We start from the raw sequence: 23,883 nt of genomic DNA on the forward strand, positions 1-23,883 counted from the left end.
CTGATCGATGCCGCATATACCCGCACTCAAGCGCGAAGACCTGCCGGAGCTTGAAGATTATTTCCTGCGTTCGGACGACCGCATGGGGTTCGTTACGAACGCGCAGCTGACGATGGCCCACCGGCCGCCGATCTTCAAAGCCTTCGTCGAACTGGCCGCTGCGACGTTCCAGGAATACGGCAATGTCACGCCCGGGTTGAAGGCGCTGGTCGGAAACATTGCCAGCAAGACCGCCGGCTGCAGCTACTGCATGTCCCATACGGCGTCGAACGCCATGCGCCCGGGCTACGACACCGACGAGGCCAAGGTTGCGGCGGTCTGGGAATATGAGACCAACCCGATGTTTTCGGACGCGGAGCGCGCCGCGCTGGAATTTGCTCAGTGTGCGGCTTCGGTGCCGAACCTCGTGACGGCGGATCACATTGCGCGGCTGCGCGAACATTTCACGGACGCGGAAATCGTAGAGATCAACGCGGTCGTTGCCTTCTACGGTTTCCTCAACCGCTGGAACGACAGCATGGCCACAGAGCTGGAAGGCGACATGCGCGACATCGGCGAGCGGTTGCTCGGCGACAAGGGCTGGACCGTCGGCAAGCACGCGGCCGAATAACACACCCGCGAATCTGGTCAGGTCCCACCGTCGCGGTTATGCTCCGCGGCGAACTCTCATTTATGGGCATCTGCCCGCATCAGACGAAGGAAACAGGTCATGGACGGCAACACACCCGGCGGCGAGTGGGACAAATCGAAACTGCCGAGCCGCCACGTCTCGGTCGGCAATACCAGCGCACCGCATCGCGCGTTTTATTACGCGATGGGCATGACCGATGAGGAGATCAGGCAGCCCTTCGTCGGCGTCGTGACCACCTGGAACGAAGCAGCACCTTGTAACATCGCCCTGTCGCGTCAGGCCCAGGCGGCCAAGGAAGGCGTGCGCAAGGCGGGCGGCACGCCGCGCGAGTTCACGACCATCACCGTGACCGACGGCATCGCCATGGGCCATGACGGCATGCGCTCGTCGCTGGTCAGCCGCGAGGTGATCGCGGATTCGACCGAGCTGACCGTGCGCGGCCATTCCTATGATGCGCTCGTCGGGCTCGCGGGCTGCGACAAGTCGCTGCCCGGCCTGATGATGGCGATGATCCGGCTCAATGTGCCGTCGGTGTTCATGTATGGCGGCTCCATCCTGCCGGGCAAGTTCAAGGGCAAGGACGTCACCATCATCGACGTGTTCGAGGGTGTTGGGGCGAATGCCGCCGGCGCCATGTCCGACGAAGACCTGCTCGAGCTCGAATGCGCGGCCTGCCCGTCGGCGGGTGCGTGCGGCGGCCAGTTCACGGCCAACACCATGGCCTGCGTATCCGAGGCGATTGGTCTGGCACTGCCCCACTCGGCAGGAGCGCCGGCGGTCTACGAGACGCGCGACGACTATGCGGTCGCCAGCGGCAAGGCCGTGATGGAGTTGATCAAGAACCAGCTTCGCCCGCGCGATATCGTGACGCGCAAGGCGTTCGAGAACGCGGCGGCCATCGTGGCCGCGACCGGCGGATCGACAAATGCCGGCCTGCATTTGCCGGCAATGGCGGCCGAGGCGGGGATCGACTTCGATCTCATGGATGTCTGCGAAATCTTCCGCAAGACGCCCTACATCGCCGACCTCAAGCCGGGCGGGAAGTATGTCGCCAAGGACATGTATGACATCGGCGGCGTTGGCCAGGTCATCAAGCAGCTGCTCGACGGCGGCTACATGCATGGCGACTGCATCACGGTCACGGGCAAGACCCTGGCCGAAAACTACGCCGACGTGGAACTGCCGGAGGGCCAGGACGTCGTGCGGCCGATCACCAACCCGATCTCGACCACCGGCGGTGTTGTCGGCCTGATGGGCAATCTCGCCCCGCAGGGCGCCATCGTGAAGATCGCCGGACTGGAGAAAATCCAGTTCACCGGTCCGGCCCGCGTGTTCGAGCGGGAGGAAGACTGCCTGCAGGCAGTGCTCAACCGTGAATATGAGGAAGGCGACGTGCTGGTCATCCGCAACGAGGGGCCGAAGGGCGGCCCGGGCATGCGCGAGATGCTGTCCACGACGGGCGCGCTCTACGGCCAGGGCATGGGCGACAAGGTGGCACTGATCACCGACGGGCGCTTCTCCGGCGGCACGCGCGGCTTCTGCATCGGCCATGTGGGACCCGAGGCCGCGGTCGGCGGCCCGATCGGGCTGCTCAAGGACGGCGACACGATCATCATCGATGCCGAGGCGGGTACCTTGTTGGTCGATCTGTCGGACGATGAACTGGATTCACGCCGCAAGGACTGGAAGCCCCACGAGAACAACTACCAGGCGGGCACCTTGTGGAAATACGCCCAGACGGTGGGCGATGCGCGATACGGCGCGATCACACATCCGGGAGCGAAGGCCGAAACCCACGTCTATGCCGACCTTTAGGTGTTAGGGTCGCATCGCTAACAGCGGGAGACCGATATGCTGCGCCGTTTGTTCGAAGGCTTGATCATGCTGGTGGTCGTCTGGGCGTTCCTGAACAGAATCGATTCCGGCATCGTTTCGGTCGTGATCTTGGTCGGTGCGGTGATCGCGCTCACTGCGTGGCGTATCCGCAACGTCTGGCAGCGTTACCAGATGCATCTGTTCGTGCAATCGCGCGCCCGTTCGGGCGAAAAACCGGCCGCGAACGCCGCCGTCGAGAACGAGATGCTGGCATTGCGCGGCCAGCAGCACGGCCGCGGTGTCGAACTGACCTTCTGGACCGGTTTCGTCATGGGCGGCGCCATGACCCTCGACGCCCCGAACCCGGCCCATGCGGGTGACATGTACGATCTGGACAGCGTCGGCGGGGCCGACAGCGGCGGTGATATCGGCGGCAGTATCGGCGGCGGCCTCGGCGGAGACATGTAGCCAGCACGGACGTGTTCAAACGAATACGAAATATTGCAGTTGCCGTCGCGCTCATTGGCGTGTGCGCAAATGCGAGTTTCGCACAATCGTCGTTTCCTGAAATGTCCGGTGCGGTCGTGGATGCTGCCGGGTTGCTTTCACCGCGAGACGAAGCAAATCTGACGGCACTTCTGGAACATCATGAAACCGTCACGGGCGGACGGGTGATTGTTACCACGGTGCCCGACCTCGGTGGCCGGTCGATTGAGGCCTATGGCGCCGATCTCGCCCATCACTGGAACATCTCGAAATATCCAAACAGCGCGATCTTGCTTGTCGCTGAAGCGGAGAGGCGTGTGCGACTGGAGTTCGGCCCCCCGGTGCGCGGCACCATGATCGACGTGCGCTCGAGCCAGATGGTCCAGCGGGTGATCCTGCCGGCCTTCCGCGCCGGGCGGTTCGACATCGGGCTGGAGACCGGCCTGGGTGAATTGTTTGTCATGCTGGAGGAGGGGGTCGAGCAGGCGTCCGACGAGGCCCGCCATCTGTCCGAGCTCATTGTCGACAAGCGGATGCTGTTGCCTGCGGGGATGTTGGCGCTGTTGCTGGTCCTATGCGTGCTTGGACGCAGGCCGTGCGGGCGATTGCGTTCACGATAATTACTAGTTACCAACACCGTCATGCCCGCACTTGTTGCGTGCGGGCATCCACGTCTCTAAGCCACGTAAAGCGACCACGTGGATGGCCGGATCGAGTCCGACCATGACGAATTATAAGAGATGTAGGGGCGGGTCTGTGACCCGCCCGCAACCGTTGTGAAACTACTGAACGGAAGATTTCTTGTTCGGCACGATCCGCTGGACCTGGATCTTCTCCCGGTCGATCAGCTTGCCCACGCGCGGCGAGATTTCATTCACCCAGTGAGGGTCTTCGTACACGGCCTTGTAGAGCCGCACGCGTTCCTTCTCGGAGTTGAACCGGCGCATCCAGACGAAAACGGAATCGTCGGTCTCGCCGTGCCATGAGCCGCAGATCACCATGCCCTTGCCGATCTGGAAGGGGGCGATCTCCTCGTCGAAGATCTTCAGCCAGTCCTTCATCTTGTTGCGGCGGATCTTGTATTGCCGGAGTTCGAAAAACGCCATTTGATAGGTCTCCTCGGAGTTGGATTATTCTGTTTATCGTTGCCCGAAACTATAAGCCGAACATGCCGGTGGTCACCACCGCTGCGGCGCGGATCACACCGTCAATTGAACCCGAGTAGCACCGGCCCGGCAAAGGCCTGAATGAAGCTCGCGACCAGCAGCATCACGTAGAACGGCGCCAGCGCGCCGACGATCGTCGGCTCCAGGATCCTGCGGAACTGAGACTTCGGGCGGGTGTCGTCCGTAGTCTGGAAGGCACAATAAATCACCGGATAGGTCATCAGAACCAGGACGAACAATCCGCCGTTGATCAGGACCGCACGCGTGACCTGGAGCGCCATCGACGGGCTGTCGGGCCAGGTCAGGAACAGGAACATGCCGATCGCGAAAACCCAGAAGGCGATCCCGTAGGCGATCAGAGAGGTGCGGTAGCCCCGCCTGCCGAGATACAGGTCGAGAATGAACCGGAGATAGCGATTTGAGGGGTTGATGGGAGTCCGTCTCATGCAGGCAGCGCGTCGTCGAGCATGACGTGCACTCAGGCCGAGACGTTGTTGTCGTCGGAGACCTTGAGCTTGCCGTAATGGGTGTAGGACCGCTTCATGTACCAGTCGAAATATTCCCAATAGGTCATGGGTTCGTATTGCGGCGGGTTGTCGGCGCTCACGCAGGTCGGCAGGCAATCGCCCGGCGTGTCGAAGCCGGGATTGACGAAACAGGCAAACGAATAGCGATCATTCTCCGTCGGTGGCACCACCCGGTGGGGCGTTGCGCGGAACCGGTTGTTGGTCCAGCGTTCGAAGAAGTAGCCCATGTTCACCATCACCGCGTCGTCGGGCAGGTCGGGCCAGAACCAGGTCTCGCCGTCGGCATCGAGAATCTGGATGCCTTCCTCCTTCGCCGGGGGCAGGTAAGTATTGAAACCTGTGTCGCAATGGGCGTTCGAGCCCATTTCGCCGTCGTCCAGATCGTTCTTGGGGCCGTATTTTGCCACCCGGAAATACGTGTAGCTCTGCTCGAAGAACGGGTTGAAGAAGTCGGCCTCCAGCTCCAGCGAACGCGCCCAGACCGGCAGCATGGATTTTCCCAATTCGGTAATCCGCGCCATGTAGTTCTGCGCCGTCGCCTTGAAGCCGGGCACCACGTCTTCCGGCAGCCACGGGCAGGCGCCGTAGAATTTCTTGCCGGCGATCACGTCGGGATGGTCGGCAGGATAATCCGTGGCGAGCACCAGGCACTCGACCGTGTTCAGCTTCTTCGACTGGTGAAACTTCGAATGGGTCGTCAGGCCGCCGCGCGCCGGGACATATCCCTTCTGATCCTGGGTGACCTTTACCTGCATTTTGGTCTCGAGCGGCAGATCGTGGAATTGCCTGGCGGCGTCGTGCATGCCGCCGATCAACTCGGGCTCGAGGCCGTGATTGACGATACACAGGAAGCCCAGGCTCTCCCAGACGTCGCGCCACTGGCCGGCGACTTCCTCGATCGCGGTGGCGTCACCCAAACGCGCCTTGCCCACATCGATGACGGGCAGTGCCTTGCGCGGCACATCGCGCACAGAGCGCGCAAACTCGGATTCGTTGGTGTCTTGGGCGAGTGACATGCGGATCTCCCTTTGGCGGTCAGTATAACGCCGGGCGCCTAAGACGCACCAGACGCCGTCCGTCAGGCCGTGACGATATGGTCGCTGGTCAACTCGAACTTTCCGCAGGTGGAATTAGATACCTGTTTTTTTGGTAGTAGCTGTCGAAGTATTCCCAATGGTTCAACGGCTCATGTCGCGGCGGATTGTCGGGCCCGACGCAGGTCGGCAGCGTCTCGCCAATCGTGTCGAAGCTCGGGCTGACGAAGCAGGCAAGGGAATATCGGTCGTTCTCCGTCGGCGGCACCACCCGGTGCGGTGTGGCGCGGAAGCGTTTGTTGGTCCAGCGCTCGAAGAAGTAGCCCATATTCACGATCACGGCGTCTTCGGGTACTTCGGGCCAGAACCAGGTCTTGTTGTCCGCATCGAGAATCTGGAGTCCCGGTTCCCGGGCCGGCGGCAAGTAGGTGCTGAAGCCCGTGTCGCAATGCGCGTTGGCGCCGAGTTCGCCATCGTCGAGATCAGGTTTGCGCGCATATTTGGCCACGCGGAAGTAGGTGTAGCTGTTTACGAAATAGGGCGCAAAGAAGTCTGCCTCCAGTTCGAGCGATCGCGCCCAGACGGGCAGCATCGATTTGCCGAGTTCCGTGATCCGCGCCATGTAGTTCGTCGCCGTGGCCCGGAATCCGGGGAGCACGTCTTCCGGCAGCCAGGGGTTCGGCCCATAGAACCGCTTGCCTGCGCGTACGTCGGGATGATCGGCGGGATAGTCTGTGGCAAGGACGAGGCACTCGACCGTGGTCGGCGTCTTCGATTTGTGAAATTTCGAAGCGGGCGAGATTGTCGTTTTCGCAGGATTGTAGCCTTTCTGGTCATCGGTGATTCGGACCTGCATCTTGGTCTCGAGCGGCAGGTCGTGGAACCGTTTCGCCGCCTCGGTCATGCCGTCAATCAGTTCCGGCTCGAGGCCGTGATTGACGATCGCGAGGAAACCGAGATTCTCCCAGACATCGCGCCACTGGCCCGCCACGGCCTCGACGGCGTCCAGGTCACTCAGACGCGCCTTGCCCACATCGATGACGGGAATGGGCCTGCGCGGCACGTCGCGGACGGATTTGGCGAATTCAGTTTTGTTGGTGTCTTGGGCGAGTGACATGGTTATCCCCTTGTCGTTTTTGACTATAGCTTCAGGCCGTCAACTCGCACCATACGGGCGTGTGATCCGACGCCTTGGTCTTGCCGCGTGGTCCCTTGTCGATCTCGCAGGCGACCAGCCGGTCGGCGGCCTGGGGCGACAGTAAGAGATGGTCGATGCGAATGCCGTTATCCTTCTGCCAGGCGCCGGCCTGATAATCCCAGAACGAGTAAACATGCTGCTCGTTGTGCAAGGTGCGCCAGGCTTCCGTATATCCGAGATTCAGTAAGGTGCGGAACTTGGCGCGGGTTTCGGGCTTGAACAGCGCGTCTTCGGCCCAGGCGGCGGGGTCGTAGCAATCGCCGTCGGCGGGGATGACGTTGTAGTCGCCACCGAGCACCACGGGCGCCTCATTGTGCAGCAGGGATGCGGCCCGTTGTGCGAGGCGGTCCATCCATTGGAGTTTGTAGGGATACTTGTCCGTGTCGACCGGGTTGCCGTTGGGCAGGTAGATCGACGCGACACGTACGCTGTCGTCGCCAGCCTCGACCCAGGCCTCCACGTAGCGCGCCTGTTCGTCGGCGTCGTCACTGGGCAGGCCGGTTGTCACGTCACTCAGCGGATGTTTCGAGAGGATGGCCACGCCGTTGTAGCTCTTCTGGCCGTGGATGGCGCAATTGTAGCCGCGCTCCTCAATCTCCATGACCGGGAAGTTCTCATCGACGGTCTTGATCTCCTGCAGCAGCGCCACGTCGGGCTTTGCCTCCTCAAGCCAGTCGAGGACGTTGGGCAGGCGCGCCTTGATCGAATTGACGTTCCAGGTGGCAATTTTGAGAGACATGGTGAAGACCGGTTTGGGGAGTGTCGGGCCAGTCTAATGCGTGCCGCCCATGTTGCACATCACCGCTGTGCCGCTTTGCCGATGAATTCGGTGATCAACTCAATGACCAACTCATCCTGACCGCCGAAACCGTGGGGATACTTCCCGATGCAGGCCTTGAGGCCTTTGACGCCGCTGTTTGCGGCCGGACCGCCCGCGACCATGACAAGCTCTTCCAGTGCGCCATTCGTACGGGACAGAATGTCACGCGCCTTTTCCGGCGGTGTGCGGATACACGCATCGCTTTCATGGGCGACGACGAGGAGGGGCCGATGGATGTTGCCGAGGGCCATGTCGAAAACGGTCTGCGCGGCCCAGGCCTTCCGTCCACCCACGAACCCCGACGTGATCGGCGAGAACAGGATGACGCCATCCGGCGCGAATATGCCCGCGAGGTTCGCCGCGGCATTGACGGCGGAGATCGTGCCGCGGCTCGATCCAATGATGAAAACCGGCAGGGCCGTTCGGCCGCGGACGTCCGCGACGATTGCACCCAGGTCGTCGGCGTGATCTTCGGTTGTGCGAAATCCACCCAGACCGTCGCCGGTCAGATGGTCCGACGGCGTATCGACCAGGGCTGTAACAAACCCCGCCTTCCGGAGAGCGGCGACGTTGCGAGTGAGGGTGTTGCCCTCGAGGTATCGCGCACAGCCATTTTCATCGAGATCGAGCGCGCCGCCACCACCGGGCAGGAGCACGAGTGCGGCAATCGGCGTCGCCCCGTTTTCGACGACGCCGTAGCTGTAAGACTGGGCTTTGCCGTCGCGAATATCGACCGTATAGCGCAGGCCACAGGTATCATCGGCCGTTGCCGGTACTGACAAGGACGCCGCAAAGGCGATCGCAAGCGATGCGAAAATAGTTCTCATGAGAACACTATTTCACGATCGCGGCTCGGCGGAAAAGCCGGACCGGACCAATGGAGAAAATCGGAAGAGGGGCCTAGTAGACCGAGAAGGACGAGCCGCAGCCACAGGACGACGTGGCATTCGGGTTCTCCAGGGTGAAGTGGTTGCCGCCCAGGGATTCGACAAAATTGAGCACGCTGCCGTCGATGAACTCGAGCGAGGCATCGTCGACCACGACTTTCACGCCCTCGGTCTCGAAGGTCTTGTCGTCGTCCTTGATCTCGTCGTCAAAATCGAACCCGTAGGTGAACCCGGAGCAACCGCCGCCATTGACGACGATGCGCAGCATCAGCCCGTCGCGCGCCTCGGCCTCGAACAGGCCGGTCAGCTGCGCAATCGCGCTTTCGCTCAGGCCAACGCCTTTCGGCGCGGAGTCGGAGGGTGCTGTTGTCGTGTCGCTCATGTCTGACATTTCATCCTAACGATATCAGCTATTTAGTCATGTCACGGGGTTTGTCAATTTTCCGTTGCAATAAGGGTGCGCACACGTACCTTGCCGAACATGCCCGCAACACCCGCAGACCTGAGGCTCTCGCCCGCCGGACCCGAACATTTCGGCGCCGTGCTGGCGCCCTATGCCTGCGACCCGCTGGCCACGCGCGGGCGCCTGCACGACGAAGCTGAAAGCGGTTATCGCAGCTGCTACCAGCGCGACCGCGACCGGATCATCCATTCGTCAGCCTTCCGACGCCTGAAGCACAAGACCCAAGTCTTCGTCTATCACGAGGGAGACTATTACCGGACCCGGCTGACCCATTCGCTGGAAGTGGCGCAGATTGCGCGCACGGTGGCGCGCGCGCTGGGGCTGAACGAGGATATCGCCGAGGCGCTGGCGCTGGCCCATGATTTCGGCCACACGCCGTTCGGTCATGCCGGCGAAGATGCGCTCGACGCGGCGATGGCGCCGTTCGGCGGGTTCGACCACAACGCCCAGACACTGCGTATCCTGACCAAGCTTGAGGAGCGCTATCCCACCTTCGACGGGCTCAACCTGACCTGGGAGACGCTCGAAGGCGTGGTCAAGCATAACGGACCGCTGACCGGCCACCATGCCGACAGCGACCGGGCGTTGCCGGCCGCCATCCAGGAATACGTTGCCGACCATGATCTCGAACTCGACACCTACGCGGGGGCAGAAGCCCAGGTGGCCGCGATTTCCGACGATATTGCCTACAACAGCCACGATATCGACGACGGGTTGCGGGCCGGGCTGTTCGATCTGGAAGAATTGGCGGATGTTCCTCTGGTCGGGCCGGCGTTCAAGGCGGTGATGGACGAACATGGCGATCTCGACCGGCCACGCCTCATTCATGCGGGCATCAGTCAGATCATCGGCACCATGGTCTCGGATGTGCTGGCCGAGACCCGCCGGCGCATCGGCGATGCCGATCCGGGCTCTCCGGAGGAAGTTAGGGCGCTGGATCACCCGGTGGTCGCGTTTTCCCCGGAAATCCAGGAATCCGATCGCGCGGTGAAATCCTACCTCTACGAGAACATGTACCGGCATCACCGGGTAAACCGCATGACCTCCAAGGCGCGGCGGGTTGTGTCCGAGATGTTCGAGCTGCTGTTCCACGAACCGGAGTTGTTGCCCACCGAATGGCGCGCCCGGGCCGAGGCCAGGGACGAGGCGGGGCGTGCCCGGATGATCGCCGACTACATCGCCGGCATGACCGATCGCTACGCGCTTGAGTTGCACCGAAAATTGTTTGATCCGGAAGTTCTTTGATGAATGTTTTCAGTGCCTTCAAGGCAATTGTTGAATCGGAAATTGATTCTCTCGTGGCCGACGGCACCCTGCCCGAGGGGACCGACGTCGCGCGGGTGAGTGTCGACCCGCCGCGCGATGCAAGCCATGGCGATCTGGCGACCAACGCCGCGATGGTGCTGGCCAAGCCGGCGGGGTTGAAACCGCGCGATCTCGCCGAGACCCTGGCCGAACGGTTGCGGGCCCGGGATTCCATCGAATCCGTCGATGTCGCCGGGCCTGGCTTCATCAATTTGCGGCTGCATGACGAATACTGGCGCGACCTGCTGCGCGATATCCTCGCGGCGGGGGAGGCCTACGGTGCGAGCGAAATGGGGCAGGGGGGCCCGGTCAACATCGAATATGTCTCCGCAAACCCGACCGGCCCGCTGCATGTGGGCCATGCCCGGGGTGCCGTGGTGGGCGACGTGCTGGCGTCCTTGCTCGCCAAGGCCGGATACGCGGTGACCCGTGAATATTACATCAACGATGCGGGCTCCCAGGTCGATGTGCTCGCGCGGTCCGCTTACCTGCGCTATCGCGAGGCGCTCGGCGACGCCATTGGTGAGATACCCGAAGGCCTCTATCCCGGCGACTATCTTGTGCCGGTGGGGCAGGCGATCGCCGAACGCGACGGTGACAAGTGGCACGGCCGTGATGAAAGCGACTGGCTCCCGGAGTTCCGGGCATTTTCCGTTGCGGCGATGATGGACCTGATCCGCGATGACCTGGAGGTTCTGAACATCCGGCACGATGAATTCTCGTCCGAACGCGCGCTCGTCGAGGCGGGCGGCGTGGATGCCGTCATGCAGACGCTCGAAGGCGAGGGGTTGATCTATGAGGGCACGCTCGAGCCCCCCAAGGGCAAGCTGCCGGACGATTGGGAAGAGCGACCCCAGACGCTGTTCCGCGCCAGTGATTTCGGGGACGACACGGACAGGCCGCTGAAGAAGTCAGACGGTTCCTGGACCTATTTTGCCAGTGACCTGGCCTATCATCAGGATAAGTACCGGCGCGGCTTTTCGAACCTGATCGATGTCTGGGGCGCGGACCATGGCGGTTACGTCAAGCGGGTCGGCGCCGGGGTGAAGGCGCTGACCGGCGGTGCGGCCGAAATCGATGTGAAGCTCTGCCAGATGGTTCGGCTGCTCGAAGACGGTGAGCCGGCCAAGATGTCCAAGCGCTCGGGCAATTTCGTCACCCTGCGTGATCTCGCGGACGCCGTAGGCAAGGATGTCATCCGCTTCATCATGCTGACCCGCAAGAATGATGCGCCGCTGGATTTCGACCTGGTCAAGGTACGCGAACAGAGCCGCGACAATCCGGTTTTCTATGTTCAGTACGCCCACGCCCGCACCCATTCCGTCGCGCGAATGGCGGCAGAAGCTTTTCCGGGCGTCGATTTCAGCGTGGAAGCGCTGCGGGACGCCGATCTCGGTCGCTTGACCGACTCAGACGAGCTTGCGTTGATCCGGCTACTGGCGGCATGGCCCCGCACCGTGGAAGGCGCGGCCGAGGCCCATGAGCCACATCGCTTGGCGTTTTACCTCTACGACCTTGCCGCGGCGTTCCACGCACTCTGGAGCAAGGCCCGCGGAGAGCCGGGTCTGCGGTTTGTCGTTGCCGACGATGTGGACGTAACGCGTGCCCGCATGGCGCTGGTTCTGGCTGTCCGGGCCGTGGTCGCGTCGGGACTGGCCGTGATGGGGGTGACCCCGGTCGACGAATTGCGCGAATGAGGCATTGATGAGCGATCCAGAGATTATCGGCCCGGGCGATATTTACATGGAACCGCGGCGTGGCATGGGGCCGCTCGCCAAGATATTCGCCGTCACCGCCATTGCGATCGGTGTGGTCGCGCTCGCGGGCGTCGTCTGGTTTGCCTACAAGCAGGGAATTCGTTCGGGCGCGGAGGACGCAGCACCGGTTATCTCGGCCAGCGAAGACCCCATCAAGCGGGCACCCAAGGACCCTGGCGGCCTCGATATTCCCGATCAGGATAAACTGGTCTTCGGGCGATTGGCCCCTGGCCAAATTCAGGAGCCGGTCGAGCGGCTGTTGCCCCCGCCGGAGGAACCCGCCGAACGCCCGCCGGCGCCTGTCGTTGAAACACCAGTTGTTGAAACACCAGTTGTTGAAACACCGGTTGTCGAAACGCCGGTCGTCGAAACACCGACGGCTGAAACGCAGCCCGGTGAAGCTCCGTCCGCCGAAGCACCGGTCGCAGAAGCGCCGGCCGAAGCACCCGATGTGACGGTTTCGGCAGAACCGGCACCACCTGCGCCGGCGCCACCCGCACCCGCAGCGACGGTCGCACCGCCGCCGCCACCGCCGGTCGTTGCCGCCAACCCGCCCGCGACGCCGCCCGCACCTGCTCCGGAGGCCGCGCCAAAGCCCGCACCCAAGGTCGCGACGACGCCATCCAGTGGCGGTTGGCGCATTCAATTGGCCGCCGTTTCGAGTCAGGATCGCGCGCACACGGAATGGGATCGGATAAAGAACCGCAATACCGACCTGCTCGGTTCGCTCGACCTCAACGTCCAGAGCGTGAAACTCGACCGGGGCACGTTTTTCCGCATTCAGGCGGGACCGCTGTCCGATCGGGCCGCCGCCAGCGGCCTCTGCGGACAGTTGAAGAGCCGCAATCAGGATTGCCTCATCGTTGCGCCCTGAACGGCGTTTGCCCGCATGACGACAGCCAACGCGGTCATCTTCGGCATCTCCGGCACCAGTCTGACGACCGACGAGCGCGCCTTCCTGCGTGATGCCGATCCGCTCGGGTTTATCCTGTTTGCCCGCAATTGCACGGATGCAGCCGAAATCCGCGCGCTGACCGCGGAACTGCGCGAGACAGTTGGACGCGACGATGCGCCGGTCCTGATCGATCAGGAAGGGGGACGGGTCATGCGGCTGCGCCCGCCCGACTGGCCATTCGCACCGGCGGCGCGAGACATCGCGGACCTCTACGAGCGCGATCTGGCGCAGGGCACCATGGCGGCGGAGAATGTCGGGCGGATGTTCGGCGCCGTGCTGGTCGATCTCGGGATCGATGTCGATTGCGCGCCGGTCCTCGACCTCGGTCTGCCCGAGACAACGGCGGCGATCGGAAACCGCGCCTACGCGGCCGTCCCCGAAACGGTCGCCATGCTGGGCGGGGCAATGGCGCGGGGGCTGATGCGCGAAGGCTGTCTGCCGGTGATCAAGCATCTGCCGGGCCACGGCCGGGGCGCGGTCGACAGTCACAAGGAACTGCCGCGGGTCGACGCCGACCTCGCGACGCTGCGCCAGGAGGATTTCGCGGCCTTCCGGTCCCTCAACCATTTACCGCTCGGGATGTCGGCGCATGTTGTGTATTCCGCGATCGACCCCGAACGGGCCGGCACGGTCTCTCCGACGGTGATCGAGACCCTCATACGTGGCGAGATCGGTTTCGACGGGTTTCTGTTTACCGATGATATCTCGATGGAAGCGCTGAGCGGGACCGTGGCAACGCGCGCTGAAGCGGCACTCAGCGCCGGATGTGATGCGGTTCTGCATTGCTCCGGCGTACTTCCCGAGATGATCGAGGTGGCCGGGGCTGTGGACAGCCTGTCACGATCGGCTGATCGGCGCTGGACACGGGCACGGGCCGCGCGTCAGAAAGCCGAAGGTGCGGACGTCCTGGATCTCGCCGAGACCCTCGCCGCGCAATTCGAGAACGGGACCTGATCACGTGAACATCGACGATATCCTGTTCCTGGCGTCCATCTGGGTGATTCCGGTGCTGCTCGCCATCACGCTGCACGAGGCCGCGCACGGCTGGGCCGCATCGAAGCTCGGCGACGACACCGCGCTGCGCATGGGCCGGGTGACCTTCAACCCGCTGGCCCATATCGATCCCTTCGGAACCATCATCCTGCCGGGTATGCTGATCGCCGCCGGCGGCATCCTGTTCGGCTGGGCAAAGCCGGTTCCGGTCAATTTTGGCCGACTCGGCCACCCGCGACGCGACATGGTGCTGGTCGCGGCCGCCGGTCCGGCAATCAATATTGGGCTCGCAATCGCTTCTGCCATCGCACTGCATCTGCTGCCATTCATGGGTCCGACCTTCGGCGAATGGCTTGGGCGGAATCTTATTAATTCCATCAATATCAATCTGTTACTGGCAATATTTAACATGATGCCATTGCCGCCACTCGATGGGGGCCGGGTTGCCGTCGGCATCCTGCCGCGGCCGCTTGCCATCCAGCTCGCGCGTTTGGAACGCTACGGTTTGTTTATTCTCATCGGGCTGATCTTTATCCTGCCGATACTGGGACGGCAGCTCGGGACCGACCTCAACATATTCCGTTGGCTCGTTCTCGGACCGCTTGAGTTCCTGCGTGGGGTGTTACTGCATGGCGTCGGCCTGATATGAGCGAAACCAGCGAATCCAGCGAGAGCTTCGAGCAACCTGTTCCCGACCATATGGCCGCGCGGGCGGTGCAGGATGGTGATGCGTCCGACTATGCGCTCGTGGTCAATCTCGAGGGTTTTGAAGGTCCGCTCGATCTTTTGCTGGCGCTCGCGCGGGACCAAAAGGTCGATCTGACGAAGATTTCGGTTCTGGCGCTCGCCGAGCAGTATCTCGAATTCATCCATTCGGCCCGCAAGTTGCGGCTTGAGATCGCCGCCGACTATCTTGTGATGGCGGCATGGCTCGCTTATCTGAAATCCAGACTGCTGCTGCCCGCCGAAGAGACCGACGAGAACGAGCCGACCGCTGCAGAGATGGCGGCCGCTCTGCAGTATCAACTGCAGCGGATCGAGGCGATGCGCAACGCGGCCGAGACCCTGTTTGCCCGGCCATTACTTGGCCGCGATGTTTTCGACCGCGGTGCTCCGGAAGGCATCCGGGTGATCACACACCCGGTCTATGAGGCGTCTCTGTTCGAGATGCTGGACGCGTATGGCGCGATTAGCCGCCGTGGCAAGGCCGAAACGCTCACGATCCAGCAGTTTGAACTGTTCTCCATGGACGATGCGCTGGGCCGCCTGCGCGGCGTGCTGGGCCACGCGCCGGAATGGGCGACCCTGTTGAGTTTTCTGCCCGAAGGCCTGCACGAAGGATTGCCCAAACGGGCAGCAATCGCCGCAACCTTTGCCGCGAGCCTCGAACTGGTGCGTGATGGACATGCGCAGATCCGCCAGGACAGCCGTTTCGGCCCGATTTTCTTCCGACGCCGGCCCGAGGACGACCACTCCACCCCAGCGAACGAAGGGGACGAATCCCGTGACGATCAATCCTGAACTGGAACCGGACGAACACACCGAGTTGTTGCGTCTGGCCGAAGCCGTTCTCTTCGCGGCGGTCGAGCCTCTCGACGAAGCGTCGATTGCGGCACAGATGCCGAAGGGGACCGATATCCCGGCATTGCTGGATGAATTGCGCCGACTTTATGCCGGCCGTGGTGTAAACCTGATCAGTGTGGCGGGAAAATGGGTGCTCCGCACTGCGCCGGACCTTGCCGACAAGCTCAAAATCGAGCGCGAGTCCCAGCGGCGCCTGTCACGCGCCGCCCATGAAACCCTCGCCGTGATTGCCTATCACCAACCGGTGACCCGGCCCGAAATCGAGGAAATTCGTGGTGTTAGCCTGAGCAAGGGCACAATGGATGCGCTGTTCGAGGCGAACTGGATCAAACCGGGGCGGCGCCGGAATTCACCTGGTCAACCGCTGACATGGGGGACAACAGAGGCATTCCTGTCCCATTTCGGGCTCGAAAGCGTCAAGGACCTGCCGGGTATCCAGGAGCTTAAATCGGCCGGATTGATCGATTCCCGTCCCGCGGTCAGCATCTATGCGTCCTCGGCGCAAAGCGACGAGCTTCCCTTCGATTCCATGACGGGTCAGGACGAAGGCGAGACCGAGATGGACGAACCGCTCGAGGTCGAGAACGAGAGCGATGGCAGGATCGGCGACGAAACCGGCACCTGAAGACATTGGGCGCGAGCACTCGGTTGCGACTGAGAACCGTTTTCAATAGGCTCCTCCGACTTTCGCGAAACCGGTCAATCCGGCCGACACCGGACGCGATCCCTGAAAGCTGGCCCTTGAAATCGGAAAATGGCGCGCGAACTTAACGACCTGGCCCTCGAACATGTAACGCACCGGTTCGACAGCATAATCGCCGTCGATGACGTCGGCCTGACGGTTGGCGCGGGTGAAGTGGTTTGCCTTGTCGGCCCATCGGGTTGCGGCAAGACAACCCTGTTGCGCGTGGCCGCCGGGCTGGAGCCTTTGCAGCAGGGCCGGGTCCTGATCGGTGGTGAGGTCATGGCGGACGGGCGCGTTTCGGTGCCGCCCGAAGACCGCAATGTCGGCCTCGTATTCCAGGACTATGCGTTGTTTCCCCATCTGACGGTTCGCGGAAATATCGCCTTCGGCCTCAAACATCTCTCATCGGCACGCCGCGACGAACAGGTCGCACGCGCCCTTGAGCGGACGGGAATGTCAGGCTATGCCTCGATCTATCCGCATCAACTGTCAGGGGGCCAGCAGCAACGCGTGGCGCTGGCGCGGGCATTGGCACCACGTCCGCGCATCGTCCTGCTCGATGAACCGTTTTCGGGCCTTGATGTGTCGTTGCGGCACCGGGTCCGCGATCAGGCGGCGGAAATCCTGCGGGACGCCGGTATCGCGACGCTGATGGTGACCCATGATCCCGAAGAGGCGATGTACCTGGCGGACAGGATCGCCGTCATGGACCAGGGCAAGCTCCGGCAGGTCGGAACGCCGGACGAAATCTATCTCGAACCGGCAAACGCCTTCGTTGCCGCATTCTTTGGCGATGTGAACCGCTTTGGCGGGCAGGTAACGACGGGACAGGTCCATATTCCGCTCGGGCCGGTGCCCACAAACGGACATGCGGAGGGGCAGGATGTCGAGGTCCTGATCCGGCCAGAGGCCCTGAGCATTTCCATGAACGGAACAAACGAAGCGCCTCAAAGCGTTGCGGGATCGGTCGTTGCGTCCCGTTTTCTGGGCCGCAGCAGCCTGATCGACGTCCGTCTTGGGGATGGCGCAGCGACGACAGTGCGTATTCATATGGCAGGCAGAGTGCTGCCGGAAACGGGTGCCGCCGTGTCCGTGGTGCGCGATGATGCGCAGACCTATGTCTTTGCAACGCCCGAACGCGAATAACACTGCGAACGCAACGCTGTAGGGCGCAAAACCCTGTGACTGCCCATTGCAGGCGGAATCCCTTTCTGCGATAGTCCCGCCAAATGGCCCCGGACGCCCGGGGCTTGGAAATATTCACTGGAGCACATGTATATGGGCACGTTTTCAATCTGGCACTGGCTCATTGTCCTCGTTGTTGTGCTGGTCCTTTTCGGCGGACGCGGCAAGATCCCCAGCCTTATGGGCGACGTCGCCAAAGGCATTAAATCCTTCAAAAGCAATATGAAGGACGAGGGTGCGAATGCTGAATCGAGCAAACTCGAGGATGACTCCACGTCAACGACGACCACAACTGCTGCGCGCGAAGACGAAACGGCCAAGAGCTAGTTCGACGCGTACGCGAATGCCAGACTCAAGTCTGGCTCTGAACGGACCCCGCGATCATGTTTGATATCGGCTGGCCAGAGCTGTTGCTGGTGATGGTCATCGCCTTGATAGTGATCGGCCCCAAGGAACTGCCCAACGCGATACGCACGGTCATGATGGTCGTGCGCAAATTGCGCGGCGCGGCGCGCGAGTTCCAAAGCGGTCTCGACGATATCGCGAGGGAATCCGGCCTCGACGATGTCAAACGGCAGATCGGCGACATCGACTTCCAAGACCCGAATGAAACGCTGAAGAACATCGCGGAATCGGACGAGGATTTGCTTGGTCTGAATGACGACCCCGACTTGCCGGCGGGCCGTCGTGCCGGCAACAGCATTCTCGATAGCGATTCGACCTACACGCCGCCGGAAGACAACGAACCGCCCCATGGTGATGCGGCCGGTCCGTTTGACACGACGTCGGCCACCGCAACAGCCGAAACGAAAGCCGATACGCCGGAACCGGCACCGGCGGAGCAAACATCTGATGTGAGCGCCGATAAGGGTTCGGGCGATGCGGCGAAACCGGCGAAGACCGGCGACACGACATGACGTCAGATGCCCAGGAGCCCCAGGATACCGAGACAGGCGAACACGCGGAAACCGGTCTCGACGACCAGAAGATGTCGCTCATCGAACATCTGACCGAGCTTCGTCGCCGCCTGATGTATGCGGCGATCGCGTTTGTTGCCGTGTTTCTGATCTGCTTCTATTTTTCCGACACCTTCTTCAATTTCCTGGTCGAGCCGCTGGCCTCGGTCTGGAGCGGAAACGACCGGCGGCTGATCTTCACGGCCTTGCACGAGAAGTTCTTCACCAACATCAAGGTCGCGTTCTTCATGGCGGCATTTCTGTCGTTCCCGATTTTCGCTGTGCAGATCTGGATGTTCGTCGCACCCGGTCTCTACAAGAACGAGAAGGGCGCGTTCCTGCCGTTCCTGATCGCGACGCCGTTCCTGTTCTTCGGCGGCGGCGCCTTCGTCTACTACATCGTGATGCCCGTTGCCTGGCAGTTCTTCACGAGTTTCGAACAGTTGGCCACCGGTTCGGGCGGGCTGCCGATCGAGTTGGAACCCAAGGTCAACGAATACCTCTCCCTCGTTATGCGCCTGATCTTCGCATTCGGGTTAAGCTTCGAATTGCCGGTCGTGTTGTCGCTTCTGGCCAAGGTCGGGATCGTCACGGCGGATGGGCTGAAGAAGAAACGCCGCTATGCGATTGTCGTCGCTTTCGTCGCCGCTGCGGTCTTGACGCCGCCGGACCCGCTTAGTCAGCTGGCGCTCGCGATCCCGATCATCGTTCTCTACGAAATTTCGATCTACTGCGCGATCCTGATCGGTCGGCGGAAAGATCGCGATGCGGCAGAAGCCGAAGCCGACGGCTAAGCCCGCAAAACTGGACGCGATTCGCCCGGAGTCCCTATAAGTGCGCGACCTTTAGTTCGGCGGATTTTCCATGTTCGACCTCAGATGGATTCGTGAGCATCCCGATGCCTTCGACGGCAGCCTGATCCGGCGTGGCGATCTGCCATTGTCGGCACAGGTTCTCGATCTCGACGCGCAACGTCGCGACGCGCAAACACGCCTGCAGGAGATGCAGGAGCGGCGCAACGCGGCCTCGAAGTCGATCGGCGCTGCGATGCAGAATGGTCGGAAGGACGAGGCCGAAACGCTCAAGGCCGAGGTCGGGGACATCAAGGGCCGGATGGAGGATGTCGAGGCTGAAGAGAAAGCGGCCGCCGACGCGCTGAACGCGTTGTTGTCGGGAATCCCCAATGTCCTGGACGACGATGTGCCCGAAGGCGCCGACGAAGACGATAACCGGGAAATCCGGACCGTCGGTGAGATTCCGGATCTGGGATTTGAGGCCAGGGAGCATTTCGACATCGGTGAGGCGCTTGGCCTGATGGATTTCGAGACCGCGGCGGAATTGTCGGGGTCGCGGTTTGTCATTCTCAAGGGCGCGCTCGCGCGCATGGAGCGCGCGCTGGCGGATTTCATGCTCGATATCCACACCGACGAATATGGCTACACCGAGATCAGTCCGCCGCTGCTCGTGCGTAATGATGTCCTCTTTGGCACGGGCCAGTTGCCGAAATTTGCCGACGATCTTTTCCGGACCGAAGACGGTCGCTGGCTGATCCCGACGGCGGAGGTACCGCTCACCAACATGGTGGCCGGCAAGATTCTCGAAGAATCGGAATTGCCCGTTCGCGTCACGGCGCACACGTCATGCTTCCGGGCCGAAGCCGGTGCCGCCGGCCGGGACACGCGCGGCATGCTGCGGCAGCACCAGTTCTACAAGGTCGAACTCGTGTCCGTCGTGGCCCCCGGCGAGTCAGAAGCCGAACTCGACCGGATGACCGGTTGCGCGGAGGAAGTCCTGAATCGTCTCGGCCTGCCGTACCGCCTCGTGGTCCTGTGCAGCGGCGACACCGGTTTCGGCGCTGCCAAGACCCATGACATCGAGGTCTGGATGCCGGGGCAGGCGACCTTTCGCGAGATTTCAAGCTGCTCCAACACCCGTGCCTTCCAGGCACGCCGGATGAATGCGCGTTACAGGCCGGCCGGCGAGGGGCAGGGACCTGAACATGTCCACACCCTCAACGGCTCCGGCGTCGCCGTGGGGCGCGCGCTGATCGCCATCCTTGAAAATTACCAGAATGAGGACGGCTCGGTGACGGTGCCCGACGCGCTCCGTCCCTACATGGCCGGACTCGAAGTGATCCGCGCCGATGTTTGAATTCCCCAGGCGGACGGGCAAGCTGCGCATCCTGATTTCGAATGACGACGGGGTTCGTGCACCGGGCATCAAGGTGTTGCACCGTATCGCGCGTGAACTCAGTGACGATGTCTGGATTTGTGCCCCCGCCGAGGAACAGAGCGGCGCGGGACATTCCCTGACCCTGCGCTACCCGATCTGGCTGCGGCGATTGTCGGCCCGGCGCTATGCGGTCGATGGCACGCCGACAGACAGTGTGCTCGTCGGCATTCACCAGACCCTGAAGGACCACAAGCCCGACCTCGTCCTGTCGGGGGTCAATCGCGGTAGCAACATGGGTGAGTTCATCACCTATTCGGGGACCTGTGCAGCGGCCATGGAAGCGACGATTCTCGGTGTACCGGCCATCGCGCTCAGCCAGCAGACCGATTTCGATCGCAGCTTCACCCACTGGTCGACGGCCGAGCAGCATGCGCCGGGCGTGATCCGCAAGCTGTTGCGCACCGGCTGGCCCGAACGAACATTCATCAACATCAACTTCCCCGATTGCCTGCCCGAAGATGTGGCCGGTGTCGAAATCACCGAGCAGGGGACCCGCCCGATGGGGGATTCTCTGGTCGAGAGTCGGCATCCACGCGGCGGGCGATACTTCTGGGTTGGCGCGCTACCCACACATGCAAAGGGCAAGAAGGGTACCGACCTTGCGGCCGTGGAGGCGAAATGCATCTCGGTCACGCCGGTCGATCTGAACTTTACGAACAAACGCGCCATGAAGCCGCTCGCCGAAGCCTTCAAGGGATACCGCAAGCGATGAGTACGCCGGCGCATCGCGCACGCCTCGTTCTGGCACTCCGCAGCGCGGGTATCACCGACACGAAGGCGTTGTCCGCGATCGAGAATGTGCCGCGCGAAATGTTCGTACCCGACGCGTTTCAGGACCGCGCCTACGAGGACACCGCGTTACCCATCGGGTACGGTCAGACCCTGAGCCAGCCGCTCGTGGTGGCGACGATGATCCAGGGGTTGGCACTCGGGGGGCGCGAGAAGTTGCTCGAGGTGGGCACGGGTTCGGGCTACCACGCCGCAATTTTGTCCCATTTGTGTCGCCGGGTGTACACGATCGAGCGCCACAGACCGCTCCTGGCCGAAGCGCAGGCGCGGTTCGAGGCGCTCGGCCTGAGCAACGTGGTAAGCATGGCAGGGGACGGCATGAAGGGATGGCCCGAACAGGCTCCGTTCGATCGGATCAGCGTAACGGCGGCGGGTGATGCGCCGCCACCGCAGCTCCTCGATCAGCTGAAGATCGGCGGCATCATGATCATGCCGGTTGGCGGTCAAAACCGAGTCCAGCACCTTGTCCGTTACCGCCGCACCGAGACAGCCGTCGAAAGCGAAACATTAATGGAGGTGCGGTTCGTACCGCTGTTGCCGGGGGTTGCCGAGGCTGCGGGAGCCTGACCATGTCGCTGGCGAAATCCCGCAACACCAGTTTGCACACGCCCATATGGCTCGTTCTCGCCGCCGCGATACTTGCGGCCTGTGCGGGCCCCGGCGGCAGAGCCGAAATCATCGACCGGAGCTACCAGAACGACAACCGCGGCGCGGCCCCGGCCGGTGCCTATGTCGTGCGGCGCGGGGACACGGTCTACGGGGTCGCTCAACGCAACGGCGTGTCGACCCGGGCCCTGATCGACTGGAACCGGCTGCGTCCGCCCTATCTGCTTGTGCCTGGCCAGGCGCTTCAACTCCCCCAGAGCCGCAACTACACGGTACAGCGCGGCGATTCCGTCTACGCCATCTCCCGTCGTTTCGGGATCGATATGACGACCATCGTCCGGCTCAACAACATCCCGTCGCCCTACACGATTCATGTGGGCCAGCGCCTGCAACTTCCCGCGAACGCGGGCCCGGGAACGCAGGCCGCAAGCGCGCCCGCTGCCGCGTCCGCACCTGCGAATCCATCCGGCGCGAGTCCGTCAGCCAAACCCTTGCCGCCGGCTCAGGTCACAACGGTGCCGCGACCGCCGGCACGCGCCGGCGACGGTTTCGTCTGGCCGGTCGAGGGGCGGGTGATCTCGTCATTCGGGTCCAAAACCGGGGGGCGGCACAATGACGGGGTCAACATAGCCGCACCGTCCGGGGCCCCGGTGCGCGCCGCCGAGAATGGTGTGGTTGCCTATGCGGGCAAGGAAATTCGCGGATTTGGCAATCTGTTGCTGATCAAGCATGACGGCGGATTGATCACCGCCTACGCCCATGCGGATTCGCTGCTGGTCGGGCGCGGCGATGTCGTCACCCGCGGCCAGGTCATTGCCAAGGTCGGCAAGACCGGCGGCGTGGACAATCCGCAGCTTCATTTCGAAGTTCGGCGGGGTACGAAAGCTGTCGACCCCGGACAGTTCCTGCCGAGTTAGGACCGGTCAGTCGCGCAAGTCGATCGGCTTGCCCAGCCGGCCCGCGACTTCCTGCACAAACTGCCATGCGACACGGCCCGAACGCGATCCGCGCGTGACCGACCATTCCTTGGCGTCGGCCCGCAGCTGATCCGGCGCGATGTCGAGGTCGAAATGCTCGCAGTAGGCCAGCACCATTGCGAAGAATGTGTCCTGGTTTATGTTGTGGAAACCCAGCCAGAGCCCGAACCGGTCTGACAGGGAGACTTTCTCCTCGACGGCTTCGGACGGGTTGATGGCGGTCGAACGCTCATTTTCCATCATGTCGCGCGGCAAGAGGTGACGCCGGTTGGACGTCGCATAGAATACGACATTCTCGGGCCGGCCCTCGATACCGCCTTCCAGCACGGCCTTGAGGGATTTGTAGCTGCTGTCGGAATTGTCGAAACTCAGATCGTCGCAGAACAGGATCGCCTGGCGGCCACTCTCGCGCAGTATCGACAACAACGCGGGCAGGGACTGGATGTCTTCGCGATGGATTTCCACCAGCAGCAGGCCGTTTTCGGCCTCGGCATTGATTTCGGCATGGGCCGCCTTCACCAGACTGGACTTGCCGGTACCGCGCGCGCCCCAGAGCAGCGCATTGTTCGCGGGCAGGCCGTTGGCGAAACGCCGGGTGTTCTCGATCAGCGTGTCCGCCTGGTCGTCGATGCCCTTCAAGAGACCCAGCGGCACCCGGTTGACGGCCGGGACCGGCTCCAGATGCCCGCTGTCGGGACCGTCCGCGTGCCAGACATAGGCGTCGGCATCCGACAGGTCGGTCGTCGCTGCCGGGACAGGGGCAATACGGTCCAGCGCGTCGGCTATGCGCGTCAGCAACGGGCCTAAATTCTGTTCTTCCATGGGAATTCGT

General features: G+C 62.5%; 27 protein-coding genes. 19 read left to right on the forward strand and 8 right to left on the reverse strand.

Going from position 1 to position 23,883, the window contains the following annotated elements; all coding sequences use genetic code 11:
• Positions 1-7: 7 nt before the first annotated feature.
• From ABJ363_16265 to ABJ363_16280, 4 genes are all read left to right on the forward strand, one after another.
• Positions 8-610 (forward strand): carboxymuconolactone decarboxylase family protein, encoded by a 603-nt coding sequence (locus tag ABJ363_16265; protein MEP4380544.1) that lies wholly within the window; start codon positions 8-10, stop codon positions 608-610.
• A 99-nt stretch (positions 611-709) separates the two neighbouring features.
• Positions 710-2,446, forward strand: a complete 1,737-nt coding sequence (ilvD, locus tag ABJ363_16270; protein MEP4380545.1) for a dihydroxy-acid dehydratase — start codon at positions 710-712, stop codon at positions 2,444-2,446.
• A gap of 36 nt (positions 2,447-2,482) precedes the next feature.
• Positions 2,483-2,914, forward strand: a complete 432-nt coding sequence (locus ABJ363_16275) for a hypothetical protein (protein MEP4380546.1) — start codon at positions 2,483-2,485, stop codon at positions 2,912-2,914.
• 101 nt (positions 2,915-3,015) lie between these two features.
• Positions 3,016-3,552: a TPM domain-containing protein gene (locus ABJ363_16280; GenBank protein ID MEP4380547.1), complete on the forward strand. Its 537-nt coding sequence runs from the start codon at positions 3,016-3,018 to the stop codon at positions 3,550-3,552.
• A gap of 162 nt (positions 3,553-3,714) precedes the next feature.
• Here ABJ363_16280 and ABJ363_16285 read toward each other — a convergent pair whose 3' ends face one another.
• The 7 genes from ABJ363_16285 to erpA all read right to left on the reverse strand — a co-directional run bounded on the left by ABJ363_16285 (position 3,715) and on the right by erpA (position 8,946).
• Positions 3,715-4,038: an NIPSNAP family protein gene (locus tag ABJ363_16285; GenBank protein ID MEP4380548.1), complete on the reverse strand. Its 324-nt coding sequence runs from the start codon at positions 4,036-4,038 to the stop codon at positions 3,715-3,717.
• A gap of 101 nt (positions 4,039-4,139) precedes the next feature.
• Positions 4,140-4,544, reverse strand: coding sequence for a hypothetical protein (locus ABJ363_16290; protein MEP4380549.1), 405 nt, complete (start codon positions 4,542-4,544; stop codon positions 4,140-4,142).
• Positions 4,545-4,576: 32 nt separating this feature from the next.
• Positions 4,577-5,641 (reverse strand): 2-oxoglutarate and iron-dependent oxygenase domain-containing protein, encoded by a 1,065-nt coding sequence (locus ABJ363_16295; GenBank protein ID MEP4380550.1) that lies wholly within the window; start codon positions 5,639-5,641, stop codon positions 4,577-4,579.
• An 88-nt stretch (positions 5,642-5,729) separates the two neighbouring features.
• Positions 5,730-6,776, reverse strand: a complete 1,047-nt coding sequence (locus ABJ363_16300) for a 2-oxoglutarate and iron-dependent oxygenase domain-containing protein (GenBank protein MEP4380551.1) — start codon at positions 6,774-6,776, stop codon at positions 5,730-5,732.
• A gap of 31 nt (positions 6,777-6,807) precedes the next feature.
• Positions 6,808-7,596: an exodeoxyribonuclease III gene (xth, locus tag ABJ363_16305; protein MEP4380552.1), complete on the reverse strand. Its 789-nt coding sequence runs from the start codon at positions 7,594-7,596 to the stop codon at positions 6,808-6,810.
• Between the two features lie 59 nt (positions 7,597-7,655).
• Entirely contained in the window at positions 7,656-8,504 is an 849-nt protein-coding gene (locus tag ABJ363_16310) for a hypothetical protein (protein ID MEP4380553.1), read from the reverse strand.
• A 73-nt stretch (positions 8,505-8,577) separates the two neighbouring features.
• On the reverse strand, positions 8,578-8,946 hold the full coding sequence (gene erpA / locus ABJ363_16315) for an iron-sulfur cluster insertion protein ErpA (protein MEP4380554.1): 369 nt from the start codon (positions 8,944-8,946) through the stop codon (positions 8,578-8,580).
• A 99-nt stretch (positions 8,947-9,045) separates the two neighbouring features.
• On the opposite strand from erpA, the gene ABJ363_16320 reads away from it, so the two are divergent.
• The 15 genes from ABJ363_16320 (at position 9,046) to ABJ363_16390 (ending at position 22,991) form a co-directional block, all read left to right on the forward strand.
• Positions 9,046-10,272, forward strand: a complete 1,227-nt coding sequence (locus tag ABJ363_16320; protein ID MEP4380555.1) for a deoxyguanosinetriphosphate triphosphohydrolase — start codon at positions 9,046-9,048, stop codon at positions 10,270-10,272.
• Positions 10,272-12,029 carry an arginine--tRNA ligase gene (argS, locus tag ABJ363_16325; GenBank protein MEP4380556.1) on the forward strand — a complete coding sequence of 586 codons (1,758 nt, stop codon included), beginning with the start codon at positions 10,272-10,274 and terminating at the stop codon, positions 12,027-12,029. Before ABJ363_16320 ends, argS begins: the two co-directional genes overlap by 1 nt.
• 7 nt (positions 12,030-12,036) lie before the next feature.
• A complete protein-coding gene (locus tag ABJ363_16330; protein MEP4380557.1) occupies positions 12,037-12,963 on the forward strand; it encodes an SPOR domain-containing protein in 927 nt (308 codons plus the stop codon).
• A 15-nt stretch (positions 12,964-12,978) separates the two neighbouring features.
• Positions 12,979-13,998 carry a beta-N-acetylhexosaminidase gene (nagZ, locus tag ABJ363_16335; GenBank protein MEP4380558.1) on the forward strand — a complete coding sequence of 340 codons (1,020 nt, stop codon included), beginning with the start codon at positions 12,979-12,981 and terminating at the stop codon, positions 13,996-13,998.
• Between the two features lie 4 nt (positions 13,999-14,002).
• The gene (locus tag ABJ363_16340) at positions 14,003-14,686 is read left to right on the forward strand and encodes a site-2 protease family protein (GenBank protein ID MEP4380559.1); all 684 of its coding nucleotides are present in this window, start codon (positions 14,003-14,005) and stop codon (positions 14,684-14,686) included.
• Positions 14,683-15,558, forward strand: a complete 876-nt coding sequence (locus tag ABJ363_16345) for a ScpA family protein (GenBank protein MEP4380560.1) — start codon at positions 14,683-14,685, stop codon at positions 15,556-15,558. The genes ABJ363_16340 and ABJ363_16345 overlap by 4 nt, the downstream gene beginning before the upstream one ends.
• A complete protein-coding gene (scpB, locus tag ABJ363_16350; GenBank protein MEP4380561.1) occupies positions 15,542-16,246 on the forward strand; it encodes an SMC-Scp complex subunit ScpB in 705 nt (234 codons plus the stop codon). Before ABJ363_16345 ends, scpB begins: the two co-directional genes overlap by 17 nt.
• Positions 16,247-16,375: 129 nt before the next feature.
• A complete protein-coding gene (locus ABJ363_16355; protein MEP4380562.1) occupies positions 16,376-17,452 on the forward strand; it encodes an ABC transporter ATP-binding protein in 1,077 nt (358 codons plus the stop codon).
• 132 nt (positions 17,453-17,584) lie between these two features.
• Positions 17,585-17,818 carry a twin-arginine translocase TatA/TatE family subunit gene (locus tag ABJ363_16360; protein ID MEP4380563.1) on the forward strand — a complete coding sequence of 78 codons (234 nt, stop codon included), beginning with the start codon at positions 17,585-17,587 and terminating at the stop codon, positions 17,816-17,818.
• 56 nt (positions 17,819-17,874) lie between these two features.
• Complete coding sequence (gene tatB / locus ABJ363_16365) at positions 17,875-18,408, forward strand: Sec-independent protein translocase protein TatB (GenBank protein ID MEP4380564.1); 534 nt, start codon at positions 17,875-17,877, stop codon at positions 18,406-18,408.
• Positions 18,405-19,241 carry a twin-arginine translocase subunit TatC gene (tatC, locus tag ABJ363_16370; GenBank protein ID MEP4380565.1) on the forward strand — a complete coding sequence of 279 codons (837 nt, stop codon included), beginning with the start codon at positions 18,405-18,407 and terminating at the stop codon, positions 19,239-19,241. The genes tatB and tatC overlap by 4 nt, the downstream gene beginning before the upstream one ends.
• A 70-nt stretch (positions 19,242-19,311) precedes the next feature.
• Positions 19,312-20,598, forward strand: a complete 1,287-nt coding sequence (serS, locus tag ABJ363_16375) for a serine--tRNA ligase (GenBank protein ID MEP4380566.1) — start codon at positions 19,312-19,314, stop codon at positions 20,596-20,598.
• Positions 20,591-21,391: a 5'/3'-nucleotidase SurE gene (gene surE, locus ABJ363_16380; GenBank protein ID MEP4380567.1), complete on the forward strand. Its 801-nt coding sequence runs from the start codon at positions 20,591-20,593 to the stop codon at positions 21,389-21,391. Before serS ends, surE begins: the two co-directional genes overlap by 8 nt.
• Positions 21,388-22,035, forward strand: a complete 648-nt coding sequence (locus ABJ363_16385; GenBank protein MEP4380568.1) for a protein-L-isoaspartate(D-aspartate) O-methyltransferase — start codon at positions 21,388-21,390, stop codon at positions 22,033-22,035. The genes surE and ABJ363_16385 overlap by 4 nt, the downstream gene beginning before the upstream one ends.
• A 2-nt stretch (positions 22,036-22,037) precedes the next feature.
• The gene (locus ABJ363_16390) at positions 22,038-22,991 is read left to right on the forward strand and encodes a M23 family metallopeptidase (GenBank protein MEP4380569.1); all 954 of its coding nucleotides are present in this window, start codon (positions 22,038-22,040) and stop codon (positions 22,989-22,991) included.
• 6 nt (positions 22,992-22,997) lie between these two features.
• On the opposite strand, the gene ABJ363_16395 is transcribed toward ABJ363_16390, so the two are convergent.
• The gene (locus tag ABJ363_16395; GenBank protein ID MEP4380570.1) at positions 22,998-23,873 is read right to left on the reverse strand and encodes an ATP-binding protein; all 876 of its coding nucleotides are present in this window, start codon (positions 23,871-23,873) and stop codon (positions 22,998-23,000) included.
• Positions 23,874-23,883 lie beyond the last annotated feature (10 nt).

This window comes from Alphaproteobacteria bacterium (assembly GCA_039980135.1).
Taxonomy (GTDB): Bacteria; Pseudomonadota; Alphaproteobacteria; order UBA6615; family UBA6615; genus UBA8079.